Here is a 12,744-nt window from a genome sequence, read left to right on the forward strand (position 1 = left end):
CGGACCCCCTCGTGAAGTGAGGGTGCCCCCGAGTGCGTACTACGCACCCAACGGCCCCCTCACTTCAAGCCCGCCCGAGGCTTGCGGGCGCCCCGCCGGACATCGAGCTTTCAGGCCGGGCGATTGGCGTCGGGGATCTCGATGCTGATCGGCTTCGCCTCGCCGAGGTAGAACAGCATGAGCTTGCGGATGAGCTCGTCGAGCGTCCACGAGATCGGCGGCGCCAGCGGCCAGGTGATGAAGCCTTCGCGTACCCGTACCCACAGCGGCAATCCGGTGTGCACCAACGGATCCCACACCGGTTCGCGGGGGATCTCGATCCAGTCGGACACCCGGTCGCCGAGCAGGTACCGCGTGAGCGAGTTGAGCAGCGCGCGGGTGACCGGCTGCCCGGGACCGGTCGCCTGGCTGGCCATGTCCAGCAGGGTGTCGGCGAGCGAGACGCCTTCGGGCGTCGGCGCCAGCACGGGATCGAGCACCTGCGCGGATTGGGCGTACGCCGCTTCCCAAGTGGCGGGCACGTACTCGTCGCGGATGCCGAGCATGTGCGCGTTGACCTGCCAGAGGTGCAGATAGGCCGCGGATTCGGCGGGGGAGACGCGGACCCGCCAGTCGGTCAGCTTGCGCATGACCAAGGTCGGCAACGTGTGCCAGGTGACCAGCATGTCGTTCTGGCTGATCGGAATCTGACCGCCGCTTTGTGGCCAGTGCGGTGACTTCGGCAGCAGATGCCGCACGGCGGCGTGCACCAGCCGCGTCTTCACCGAGCTGACAATGGCGTCGCCATCGGGTTTGTAGGCGTTGAGCGCATGCGCGTCGACACCGAACTTGGTGGTCTTGGCGATGCGGTCCTTCATGTCCGCGCCGCCCTTGGAGTAGTAGACGGCGCGGGCTTCGGCCGGAATGGCGGTGCTCATCATGCCGCCACCCAGCCCGTAGACCAGGATGAGATAGGTCCCTTTGGCCTTGATGAAGTCACTCACCCGATCGAGCTTCGCCCGATCGGCCCAGGCCGGCAGCCGCCTCGCCTGCTCCATGAACGCACGCAGGTCCTCAGGCAGTCCTGCGGGAAGCGGCTGGTCGTTGCGGGTCCAGGTCCGCAGCAACGCGTTCACCCGCGGCACGTCACCCCGATCGAGAATAGAGGCGAGCAGCGGATCGGCCTCCTCGTCCCACACCCACCGGGGATCGGCGCCCGCCCCGGTCCCGGCCACCGAGCCGCTGGCAGGCCAAGACCAGGCTCGATCGGGTGCCGCCATGCCCAGCGCGCCCAGCGCCCCGCCGGTGATCATCAACATTTTGCGCCTGCTGAGTTCGTCCACGCCCTCAACTCCTCGTCGAGCTGATACGGTGATACAAGTTGCGTAATCGCGTATCATCAAGGAGAGCACACAATGGGCCGAGACACCACCCCCGGCTCGGACTCGGTGCTGGAGCGCGCTTTCGCCGAAGCCCTCACTCAGGATCCCGGCACCGACGAGGTCACCACGCGCATCCTCGACGGCGCCTACGACCAATTCCGCCGGATCGGCATTCGCCGCTCGACCATGGAAGACGTCGCACGCCGCGCGGGCGTCTCCCGTATCACGGTCTACCGCCGCTTCACCACCAAGGACACCTTGGTCGAGCACGTGATCCGCCGCGAGTTCCGGCGCTATTTCAACGAATTCCTGCTCGAGATCAAGCGGGCGCCCACGGTCGCGGACCGGGTGGTGCTGGGTTTCACGAGCGCGCTGCGCGCCATCCGCGGCAACCCGCTCATCGGCGGCCTGATGGACGTCGAACCCGACGTCGTCGTGCCGTCCATGGTCAGCGACGGCGGCCAGACGCTCGCCGCGGTCCAGCGCTTCGTCGCGAGCAGGCTCCGCCTCGAACAGCGCGCGGGCACGGTGTCGCCTGCCGTGGACGTCGAAGTCGTCGCCGAGCTGATGGTCCGCTTGTCGGCGTCGTTCCTGGTCACCCCGAGCCAGGTGATCGACCTCGACGACGACGATCAGGTGCGGGCGCTGGCGCGCCGGTATCTCGTGCCGATGCTGGAACCCTGATCACTTGGTGGTGCCGAGACGGCGGACGACCGGTTCGGCGCCCACGCCGTGCAGCAGCACGCTGCCGATCACGCACAGCACGGTGGTCAGCAGGACCGTGTCGGCCGGGGCGCCGTCCGGCAGGCCGTTGAAGGCGATCAGGCCGAAGACGATGCTGGTCGTCCCGCGTGGCCCGAGCAGGCCGATCAGCAGCCGGTCACGGCGGGGTAGCGACGAGCCGAACAAGGACACGAGCACCGGCACCAGCCGGAGCAGCGTGAGCGCGGCGGCGCAGAACAGGACGGCCTGCCAGCTGATCCCGAGCACGACCATCAGCACGGCCGCGATGCCGACGACGAACCACATGGTCATGGTCATCAGCGCGGTCAGGTCCTCCAGCAGCCCGAAGTCCCTGGTGAGCGCGGTCAGCGCGTGGCCGCGCTCGCCGGCGGGCGCGCGGTGGATCGCACGCGCGACGAGCAGGCGGTGCACATAGCGGAAGGCGATCCCGCACACGAACGACGTCACGAACCCGTTCCCGCCGATCTGCACGGCGGCCGAGTACGCCAGCAACGGCGTCAGCGCGACGGTGACCCGGCGTGCCTGAGCGGTCGTCCAGCCCGCCCGATCGGTCCGGTGCATCAGCCACGCGACGAGGCTGCCGATCACGAGCCCGACCCCGATCGCGATCGCCGCCTGCGAGACGGCCTTCCCGAGCGCGTCCAGCGGCGTGGTGGCGGCCGCACCACTGCCTGCCAGCAGCAGCGCGAAGACGAACACCGGCGTGACGATGCCGTCGTTGTAGCCGCCTTCGACATTCAGCACGCTGCGCACCCGGGCCGAAAGCCGCCGATCGCGCACGACGCCCTCACTCGGCGCGAAGTCGATCGGCATGACCACGCACGCGATGATCAGCAGCATCGTCCACGACAGATCCGGTAACAGCAGCGCGCCCAGCAGCATCGCCGCGCCGAGGCTCAGCGGAAGCGCCAGCAGCAGCATCCGCCCGGCAGGCCCAGGCGAGTTGCCCCACAACCGGCCGCCGCGGATCTCGGTGGCGTCGACGAACAACAGGAAGGCGAGGATGATTTCGGCGACATGCTGCGCCACGTCGGTGTTCAGCGCGGCGGCGACCGAGTCCTGGACGAGCAGTCCAATGAGGATTCCCCCGAGCACCATCATCGCCGGTGCGCCGAGATGCCAGCGTTGCAGCCGCAACGCCGCGAGCGAACGGATCATGGCCACCACGGCGGCGGCGAGGACTGTGGGGATCATTCTCGGTCAACCTTCGGGCGGCTGGGTGGCAAGATCAGGTTTCAACCTAGCCTCTCAAGGCCGCGCAGGCCCGAGCAGACGTTCCAAGTGCCACCCAGGTCACGCTCGGGCTATCCGCCGCCGAGGCCATTGTGGACTTGCGGCGACTCGATGGTCAGCGGTGCCGAAGTGCTGCCGGTCAGCTGGTTCAGCTGCGTCATGGCACGGTCGAGCTGCCGGGCGAGCCGGGGGATCGAACTGGGCGGGAGATAGGTATCGGCGCCCGCGTCGAGAAGCCGGCGGACGGGGCCCTCGAAGCTCACACCGAACTCGTCGTCCTCGATCTCCGCGATGACCACCCTGGCCTTCGGGAACATCGACCGGAAATGCCCGATCAGCTGCGGGCTGTGCGGCGGTGTCAGCAGCACGTCGACGGTCTTCGGCGCCGACTTCATGTCCAGCACGATGTAGCCGGGACCGAGCTGTTCGGACAACGACGCCCGAGCCGCCGCCGACAGTTTCATCGCGGTGGCCACGACCGTGACGTCGTCGGAGTCCGCTGACGCGGATTCATCGGCTCCGGCATGACCGGAGATCGACGCGATCGGCTCGCCGTCTCGGGTGATGAGCAGATCCTCGCCCGGCCTGAGAGCGTCGATGAGTGCCACAAGCTCCGAGGGAAGCCTGGCGGCGTCGATCGATCGCATGATCGCCACTGTACTTAAAAACGGAGGGCAGAGGTGGCGTACCGCCTGGGGCCCGAGCCTGTCGGTCAGTGAGCCGTGAGGTGATTTCAGGTCGTTCAAGCTCCTGAAATCCGCTCACCTGAGCCCTTTCGCCGGGCCGGGCGCCACCGGGTGAGGGCCTAGTCCACCACGGATAGCTGGACGGCATGAACGGGGCGTTTGTGCCGGTCAGCGTTGTGAACTGTGGCGTTCATTCCTTCAACCGGACCGAGAGGGCGGCTGAGCCCGAACTTGGCACCACGACCTCACCTGACGTGGGCTCCCGCTAGGAAGCAGGGTCAGTACGGTTTCTTGGTTCCTCCCCGGCGTCCGGACGGTGCGCGCCTGCAGCCAGGCTTCCAGCCTGCTTTCGGTCAGTGGCCGGGAGATGAGGTAGCCCTGTGCCACATCGCATCCCATCGCCTCGGGCTGATCGCGTGCGGTTGCGTCTTCCAGCCCGTTGGCGACGACGGCGAGGCCCGGAGATTATGCCGCCTCCGTGCAACCAGCGGCATGGCGGCCGATTCGGCATGCTGATGTGCGTCGACGGAAGGAAACCCGATGCCAAGCCCTGATGAGATCAGAGACAGCCAGCGAGCGGCCTGGGCGGGCCTCGCCGCGGGCTGGGAGAAGTGGGACTCGGTGATCATGGACCAGCTGGCCCCGGTCGGCGCGGCGATCATCGAAGGCCTCGGTATCGGTCAGCGTCACCACCATCTCGACATCGCTTCGGGCACGGGCGAGCCGGGGTTGACCATCGCCCGGCTCGCGGTGGAGGGCCGCGTCGTGCTGACCGACCTCGCCCCGGAAATGCTGGACATAGCCACGCGCCGAGCCGCCGCGCAGGGCATCGCCAATATCGAGACGAGGGTGTGCAGCGCCGACGACCTGCCCTTCGGCGACGCCGCTTTCGACAGCGTCTCCGTGCGTTTCGGATACATGTTCTTTCCCGACATGGCCACGGCGACGGCCGAATTCGCGCGCGTGCTCAAGCCGGGCGGGCGCCTCTGCGCGTCGGTGTGGGTCAAGCCTGAGGAAAACCCGTGGACGTCGATCGCCATGCAGGCGATCGGGACCGAGACGGCGGTGCCATCACCCGCGCCGGACGCGCCGAACATGTTCCGCTGCGCCGCCCCTGGCTACATCAGCGCCCTGTACGAGGATGCGGGCCTGCTCGACATCGCCGAATGGGACGTCCCCGTCGAACTCACCACGAAATCGCCAGAGCAGTATTGGGCGATGATCAGCGAGCACGTTTCGCTGGCTGTCGCCGCGCTCCAACGGATCGACGAACCGGGGCGGGCGCGGATCCGGGCGCACGCGATCGCGAACGTGCGTGCTTTCGAGAAGGACGGCACGGTCCGCGTTCCGGGGCTGGCCCGGTGCATCGTGGGAACCAAGCAGAGTTGACAATGAAATCCGCACAAAATTGGATATGCCGACCGTGTCCGGCGCGATGATCGTCACCCGGTCGAATGACAGAATTGGCTTGGGTAGCGCATGACCTCCGCGACCGGAAACATCACGTTCTCGGTGAACGAGTCGGCAGGTTTGCGAGGAGAACCCAGTCATGAAGCTTGCGCTGGCGGCGCTGTTGATGAGCACACTGATCACGCCGGCCAGGCCAGCCGAACGGGTCACCGTCTTCGTGGAACTCGCCTCCGCTCCCGCGGTGGAGGCCCGCAGCGCGACGCAGGCGCGCAGTGCCCGCGACCGGACCGCCGAGTTCGCGGGCAGGGTCGTCCGATCGTCCGGAGGCCGTGAGGTCACGCGCACATCCAACGCCCTTCCCGGTGTCGTGCTGAACATCGAAACCTCCCGCCTCTCCGCTTTGCCCCGGATGCGTGAGGTGCGCGCCGTGCACCGGATGGTGCCGAAGACCCTGGCGAACGCGTCCGCCGTCAGGCTCACCAAGACCGTGGACGCCTGGCGGAATTCCGGGAAGCTCGGCGACGGCATCAAGATCGGCGTCATCGACACCGGCATCGACTACAACCACACCGACTTCGGTGGCCCTGGCACATTCCCGACGGCCAAGGTGGTCGGCGGGTACGACTTCGTGGGCGACGACTACACCGGCTCGATCGCGTCGGTTCCCGTACCGGACGGTGACCCCATGGACTGTGACGGCCACGGCACCCATGTCGCGGGCACGGCGGCCGGGTTCGGCGTGTCCGCCGACGGATCGACCTACCGCGGTTCCTATACCTCGGCGGGCCTGGACCTCGACTCGATGCGGATCGGACCGGGCACCGCCCCGCACGCGTCGCTCTACGCACTGAGGGTGTTCGGCTGCAAGGGCGGGACGAACCTGACCGCGAAGGCGCTGGACTGGGCGCTCGATCCGAACGGCGACGGGGACTTCACCGACCATCTCGACGTGGTCAACCTGTCGCTGGGCAGCGACTTCGGCGCGCCGGACGACCCGGACGCGCTCTTCGTCCGCCAGCTCGTGAAGCACGGCGTCGTCGTGGTGGCGGCCGCCGGAAACGGCGGCGATTTCTACGACGTCGGCGGCTCTCCCGGCAACACCCCCGAGGCGCTCACGGTGGCGAACAGCCGGGACGCGTTCGCGATGCGCGACGGTGTCGCGGTCGCGGGCAAGCCCGTCGCCGGGCAGTACGGCAAGAACTTCACCAAGCCACTGGACCTCGAACTGCCAGTGGTCCGACTGGAGTCCAATGTGGACGGCTGCGAGCCGATCACCGAGTCGCTGACCGGGAAGTTCGTCTGGCTGGAGTGGGACGACAACGACGCGACACGGGCCTGCGGTTCCGGCAAACGCGCGGACAACGCCTGGGCGGCCGGTGCGGCGGGAGTGTTGCTGCCGAGCACCTTGGAACTCTTCGCCGCGGGTATCGGCGGAAACGCGCACATCCCGGAGTTCCAGTTCACCGCGCCGTCGACCACGGCGGTGCGCCCCGCGCTGGACGCGGGCACGCTGACGGTCCGGATGACCGACTCACTGCGCCGCGCGGTGCCGACCGTGACCCCGTCGCTGACAGACCGGATCGTGCCGTCGTCCTCACGCTCCCGTGCCGGCAAGCCCGACGTCGCGGCGCCGGGCGACTCGATCTTCTCCGCCGCCTCCGGCACCCGCGACCATGGCAAGAGCGAAGGTGGCACGTCGATGGCATCGCCGCACGTCGCGGGCATCGCGGCGCTGCTGCGCCAGTCGCATCCGGACTGGACGGTCGAAGAGATCAAGGCCGCGATCATGAACACGGCAGGCGCTGCCGTCCGGTCCGACACCGGCCTCCGCGAAGCCCCGATGCGGGCGGGTGCCGGCCGGGTCGACGCGTTGTCCGCGCTGAACACCGAAGTACTGGCCATGGCGGCGAGCCCGTCCGGCGAAGTCGGCGTCTCGTTCGGCACGGTCGAGGCCGCAGGCCCGGTGTCACTCGACCGCACGATCAAACTCGTCAACAAGAGCGCGAAGACGGTCCGGCTGTCCGGCGGCTTCACCCCGATCACCACGGTGCCCGGCGTGACGTTCCGGCTGACCGAGTCCTATCTGGTGATCCCGCCGGGCAAAACCGCGGAAACGCGACTGCGGCTTCAGATCGCGAACCCGGCCCAGCTGCGTAAGACCGCTGATCCCACCGTTGATCTGGCCGGGGGCAGGCAGTTCCTGGCCGAGGCTTCGGGGCTGGCCGTGTTCACCGCCGACCAAGGAGCCTCGCTCCGGGTGCCGGTCTACGCGGCGCCGAAGCCGGTTTCGGCCCTCTCGGTGGCGGACGGCAAGGTCACCGGCCGCGGCCTGGACCAGAAGGACTACCGCGCCCGGATGACGGTACTGAAGCTCGGCGGCACGAGCCCTCGGCTGCCGGACTGCGGCGGCGAGGTGCAGCAGGAGTGCGCCGCGAACCGCACCGCGCGTGGCGCGGACCTGCGCTACGTGGGCGCGACGGCGACTCGCGACCTGCTGGCGTTCGGTGTCGCGACCTGGGACACCTGGGCGGACATCGGCAGTAACACGTCACCGGAGATCCAGTTCTCGGTGGGCGGCAAGAGCTTCAGGACCAAGGCGGTCAAACCGACCAACGCCGACGACGAGATCACCGAGGACCTCTGGCTCGCCCGGACCACGGACGAGGAAGGCGAGGTCATCGACGAGCAGCCGCTCAACGGTCGCGACGGCGCCGAGGACACGAACCTGTTCGACAGCGACGTCGTGGTACTTCCGGTCTCGCGCTCGAAGCTGCCCGAAGGCCCGGTCACCTACACCGCCGGGATAACGAGCCGCTACACCACACCCACCGACCCCGACGACCTCGTCGACGAGCTCAGCGCACCCATGACCTTCGACTACCAGCCGCTGATCCACGAACTGTCCACTGTGGTCACACCGGGCGACACCGTGCCGGACGACGACCTCATCCTTTTCCATCACAACGCGTCGGGCAGTCGCGCGCTGGCCAGGTGACGCAACGACCCGTCACCACGGGACGTTGTGGCCGACGGCCCCGCTGCCCGAGTGGACAGCGGGGCCTGCCTGCTACAGCGCGCCGAGCCCACGCGGGGTGCCCATGCCGGTCGGGGCGTCGTAGCCCTTGCGGGCGTTGCACAGGTAGTCCCCGCCGCAGTCCCACTTCGCGTTGCTGCCCTTGGTCACGTCGAACAAGGCAGACGGGTGTGAGTAGATGCGGCTCGCATTCGTCATCGAGGCCGAGTTCCCGGCCAGCGCGATCGCCGCGGCGATGATCGGCGCCGCCGCGCTGGTGCCGCCGAACACGGCCCACTCGCCCTGGTCGAAGACGGCCACGCCGGTGGCGGGGTCGGCGACCGCTGCGATGTCCGCCGTGGTGCGCATCCGGCAGTGCGTGTCCTTCTGCCACGCGGGTTTGGCGGAGTAGGCCGAGCAACCCGAGCTGCCCCGGCTCCACGCCGTCTCCGTCCAGCCTCGCGCGTCACGCGCGTCGCGGGTCAGCGAGGTGCCGCCGACCGCGATCACCCCTGGCAGCGAGGCAGGCCAATGCGCCTGCTCGAAACCCCGGTTGCCGCTGGACGCGGTCACCGCGACGCCCGGGTGGCTGAACGCCGAGGTCCACTGACGCTGCGAGCCGTTCTCGTCGCCGCCCCAGCTGTTCGACACCGCGACGGCGCCTGAGCCGGTGGCGGTGCGCTCGGCGGCCGCTAAGGCCTCGGCGGAGTTGTCGTCGGCTTCGGCCAGCAGGATGTCGCAGTCGGGGCAGATCGCCGACACCATGTCGAGGTCGAGCGAGGTCTCCGAACTCCAGCCTTGGTCCGGTTTGGGCAGTGGTGCGGGCTTGCCTGCCCCGTTGACCTTCTTGAAGCAGCCGTTCTGGGTCGTGCAAGGCCGCAGGTGGAAGGTCGAGCGGTACGCCGCGAGATCGGCCTCGGCCGTCGGGTCGTCGAAAGCGCTGACGATGGCGACCGTCCGCCCGGCGCCGCCGGTCTCCGGCAGCTTGTAGGCCGAGAGCAGGTCGGAGCGGTTGAGACCGTCCGGGTTTTCCCGCGTGAGCCCGGTACCGCGGGTCCGTTGTGACTTGAGCGCGAAGCATTGCGCGTAACCGGCCGGCGCGTCACCGCAGGCGGGCTTCGCGGACGAACCCTGCCCGGCGGGGTCGAGGCCGTCCGGCGCGTTCACCAGCGCCGCGTGCTCGACCGTCTCGTCCACAGTGGACCCTTGGGCGTCCTCGGCCTGGATGCGGACCGCGAGATAGCCGGGTTTGGCGTCCGGCGGCACGGTCCAGGTGCCGGTGGCGTGTGCGGCGTCGACTATCGAAGTCGTTGTGGGAAGCCAGGTTTTCCCGTCGTCGTAGGAAATGGATATCGTCGCGTTCTTGAGTGGACTGTCCGCCGCGCCGGTTTGATGCCGTGCGGTCAGCGAAAGCGTCGCCTGGCCCGGCGCGATGGAGCTGTGCGCGTTGGTGTTGAACCTGGCGCTGGCATAGAGGATCGGTACCGCCGTGGGGTTCGTGGTGGTCGCCGAGTCGAAGCCCCAGCTGATCCGCGAGGAAGTGGCCAGATTGGACGGTTCCGCCGAATGCGTGTTGTCCGTTGTGTAAAGGTAACGGTGCTTCCCGGCGGCGAGGCTTTGCTCAAACGCCTGCCCCAAGGTGCCGCCTTGGTAGATCTGCTTCCCATCCTCGGTGATGGTCGTGGTGCCGTCGCTCCACTGGCCGGAGTCACCGTCGAAGTCGGTGTCCATGATGCCGACGCCGTGCAGCGTGTCACCTTCGCGACAGACGAAGCAGCTTGCGTCGTAAGTGGATGGCGCGGGCACAGTGAGCCCGCCGCGCCAGGTGAGCGTGCGGTGTTCACCCGCTTTGGGGGTCAGCAGACGCTCAAGCTGGCCGTCGAGAAAGTTGCCGCTGTGAATCGGCGTCATCAGACCGGCATAGCTCAGGCCGGGCACCGTGCTCAGATACAGCCGCTGTGAAGAGGGCGCGAGCACCTCGACGGGTGGCAGTCCGGAGACGGGCGGATTGGCCGGGCCGGGATTCTGGACATCCCAGAAGTCGTCGAGCTTTACGTACTGCTTCGGCAGATCGGTGACGACCGTCGAATCCACTGTGGACAGTGATGCCGCGTCGATCTTGTAGTTGAGATCCGCCGGAATATGGTCGATACCGGGGACGGCGAGAACGTAACTGTAGGGCGTGGCTGCCGATTCAGGCGACATCTGGCGCGCGGCGACCGAGAATCTCAGCGCACCGGTCTTCGGCTTCGCCGCCTCGCCGACGTAGAAGTTGGTTCCGGCCATGGCGCCCATGTACAGGCTGCTCAGCTTGGCTTTCGTACCGCGCGACCAGGCGACCGTGGTCGCGTTGTTCTCACTGGGCAGCGGGGTCTGGAACGAGACCTGGTGCGCGCGCCTGCCGTCGAGCGAGACGGTCGCGCCACCGTTGGACACGGTCACGTCGGTCTGGGTGAGCAGTTCGGTGTCGATCTGGTTGTTGTGATCCTCGGTCTGGTAGATCGCCACGGCCACGCTGTAGTGCCCGTTCGGCACCTGGAGGCGAGCCTCGCCGTCGACCATGATGCCGTCATAGCTCGCGGCCGCGAGGTTGTCGGTGTTGATCACGACGACCTCGGCTTCGGGCGCCTTCTTCCCGATGTGGGTGAGCGCCTTGACACGCAGCAAGGACATCTGGCTGTCCGGGTGCGCCGGGCGTGGCTCGGCGGCGCCGATGCGGAAAGCGTCCAATGAGGACAGATGCTTGAGCTCGGTGGCGGGCACCACGGTGTACTGCCCGTTCAGCAGTGTGGTGAAGGCGATCTTGCCGTGACCCGGCGCGGGCACGAACTGCGGCCCGGCTCTGGTCATGAGCACGTGATCGCCGGTCGGCAGTGTGTACGTGCGTTGCGCGGAGGGTGGCGGCGCGCTCCCGGCGGACGCCGCCGGGACTTGCGTCAGTGAAAGGATCAGCAGTGCCGCTGTCGAAAGGGGGAGCTTCCGCATGATGCCTACTCCGTCTCTGCGAAGGGCCAGGGGGAGTTTCACCATGGGCAACGGACACTGAGCGCGTCAATTCGCATGCGGACGGTTACACCAAACTCGGCCGCGAAATCGGAGATTCCGGCACGAATACGTCCAATTGGCGACGTGCGCCAGTAGCGGTCATTCGCTGGACAGCGCGATCCATTTCAGTTTCTCCTGCTCCCGCTTGGGAAGCTGAGAGACCACGAGGTCGTAGGAGTCCTCGACCATCTCCCGTACCAGCTCGTCCGGCACCGATCCGTCGAGGACGACGGTGTTCCAATGCCGTTTGTTCAGGTGGTAGCCGGCGGTGATCGCCGGATGGGCCACGCGGAGCTGGACCGCGAGGTCGGGGTCGCATTTGAGGCTCACCCGCAACGGCTTCGCAGCCAGCGGGGTGAGCGCGAAGATCTTCCCCGCCACCTTGAAGACACTCGTGTTCTCGTCGAACGGGAACTCCTGGCGGGAACCGGGGAAGCCCGAGCACAGTTTCTCGAGCGCGGCAGGCGTCATAGGCCGAGACTAGTCCGTTCAGCAGCCCTTGAAACGCGCGTCGGCCGACCAGCCGGTGTTGGCCCAGGTTTCCGGTGCTGGGGGTGTGAAGCCCGGAAGCAGCGTCTTCAGCTCGGTGAGCAGCCACTGGGTGAAGCGGGCGGCGCCTTGCGGGCAGGTGTGGATGCCGTCCGCGCTGCGGTCGGCTTTGCCGTCCTTGGTCTGCTGGTAGGTGTTTCCCCATACCGCGGTGGCGTCCAGGAAGGTGGCCTTGCCAGCGGATCCGGCCGCGACGGCGGCGGCGACCGCGGACGTGCGCCCCAGTTCTTCCATGTGCGACTGGTAGAAGTCGTCGGCCTTGATGGGCGGCATGGTGACGAAGACCAGCTTGGCTCCGGCGCCGGTCACGGTGTTCAGCAGCTTTTCGTAGGCGGCTTGCTGCTCGGCCTGGGTGCCCCAGTCATAGGTGGTGATCTGGTAGACGACCACGGTCGGCCGGGCACCGGTGATCTCGCCGGGCAACGTCGTCCACTGCTGGTCGGCGGCCGGTCCGACGACGTTCCCGCCGCCGGCCGCGGCGAGGGACTGGTAGCCGACATTGCCTGCCTTGAACGCGGCGGCCAGCGGCAGTGACTGTCCTACCGCGACAGAGTCGCCGAGTAAGACCACTTTGGACTGGTTCGCGGCGGCCGGTGTGGAGGTCGTGGACTGGGCCGAGCAGGCCCCGGTCGCGAGGAGCAGGCCGGTCAGGCCGATAACGAGACTGCGTGTCTTGATCATGGCTTCGACTCTGCCGCCGCGG

The 12,744-nt window shown here is 67.9% G+C and carries 9 protein-coding genes and 1 pseudogene; 3 read left to right on the forward strand and 7 right to left on the reverse strand.

Annotated elements, in window-relative coordinates; all coding sequences use genetic code 11:
• Nucleotides 1–110: 110 nt before the first annotated feature.
• Entirely contained in the window at nucleotides 111–1,322 is a 1,212-nt protein-coding gene (locus ACFV15_RS00790) for an oxygenase MpaB family protein (protein ID WP_378348025.1), read from the reverse strand.
• 72 nt (nucleotides 1,323–1,394) lie between these two features.
• Here ACFV15_RS00790 and ACFV15_RS00795 point away from each other — a divergent pair, with 72 nt between their 5' ends.
• A complete protein-coding gene (locus ACFV15_RS00795; RefSeq protein ID WP_378348026.1) occupies nucleotides 1,395–2,045 on the forward strand; it encodes a TetR/AcrR family transcriptional regulator in 651 nt (216 codons plus the stop codon).
• Here the strand turns inward: ACFV15_RS00795 and ACFV15_RS00800 are convergent, their stop codons facing one another.
• From ACFV15_RS00800 to ACFV15_RS00810, 3 genes and pseudogenes are all read right to left on the reverse strand, one after another.
• Entirely contained in the window at nucleotides 2,046–3,299 is a 1,254-nt protein-coding gene (locus ACFV15_RS00800) for a cation:proton antiporter (RefSeq protein ID WP_378348027.1), read from the reverse strand.
• Nucleotides 3,300–3,409: 110 nt separating this feature from the next.
• Nucleotides 3,410–3,985, reverse strand: coding sequence for a type II toxin-antitoxin system Phd/YefM family antitoxin (locus ACFV15_RS00805; RefSeq protein WP_378348028.1), 576 nt, complete (start codon nucleotides 3,983–3,985; stop codon nucleotides 3,410–3,412).
• 309 nt (nucleotides 3,986–4,294) lie between these two features.
• Nucleotides 4,295–4,489: pseudogene (locus ACFV15_RS00810) on the reverse strand (hypothetical protein); the annotation flags it as partial.
• 75 nt (nucleotides 4,490–4,564) lie between these two features.
• On the opposite strand from ACFV15_RS00810, the gene ACFV15_RS00815 reads away from it, so the two are divergent.
• Nucleotides 4,565–5,413, forward strand: coding sequence for a class I SAM-dependent methyltransferase (locus tag ACFV15_RS00815; RefSeq protein ID WP_378348029.1), 849 nt, complete (start codon nucleotides 4,565–4,567; stop codon nucleotides 5,411–5,413).
• 160 nt (nucleotides 5,414–5,573) lie between these two features.
• On the forward strand, nucleotides 5,574–8,429 hold the full coding sequence (locus tag ACFV15_RS00820) for a S8 family serine peptidase (protein ID WP_378348030.1): 2,856 nt from the start codon (nucleotides 5,574–5,576) through the stop codon (nucleotides 8,427–8,429).
• 72 nt (nucleotides 8,430–8,501) lie between these two features.
• Here ACFV15_RS00820 and ACFV15_RS00825 read toward each other — a convergent pair whose 3' ends face one another.
• The 3 genes from ACFV15_RS00825 to ACFV15_RS00835 all read right to left on the reverse strand — a co-directional run bounded on the left by ACFV15_RS00825 (nucleotide 8,502) and on the right by ACFV15_RS00835 (nucleotide 12,722).
• Complete coding sequence (locus ACFV15_RS00825) at nucleotides 8,502–11,432, reverse strand: S8 family serine peptidase (RefSeq protein WP_378348031.1); 2,931 nt, start codon at nucleotides 11,430–11,432, stop codon at nucleotides 8,502–8,504.
• A gap of 159 nt (nucleotides 11,433–11,591) precedes the next feature.
• Nucleotides 11,592–11,963 carry an MmcQ/YjbR family DNA-binding protein gene (locus tag ACFV15_RS00830; RefSeq protein WP_378348032.1) on the reverse strand — a complete coding sequence of 124 codons (372 nt, stop codon included), beginning with the start codon at nucleotides 11,961–11,963 and terminating at the stop codon, nucleotides 11,592–11,594.
• Between the two features lie 18 nt (nucleotides 11,964–11,981).
• Nucleotides 11,982–12,722, reverse strand: a complete 741-nt coding sequence (locus ACFV15_RS00835) for an SGNH/GDSL hydrolase family protein (RefSeq protein WP_378348033.1) — start codon at nucleotides 12,720–12,722, stop codon at nucleotides 11,982–11,984.
• Between the last annotated feature and the right edge of the window lie 22 nt (nucleotides 12,723–12,744).

The sequence above is a fragment of the Amycolatopsis sp. NPDC059657 genome, from assembly GCF_042734395.1.
GTDB lineage: Bacteria > Actinomycetota > Actinomycetes > Mycobacteriales > Pseudonocardiaceae > Amycolatopsis.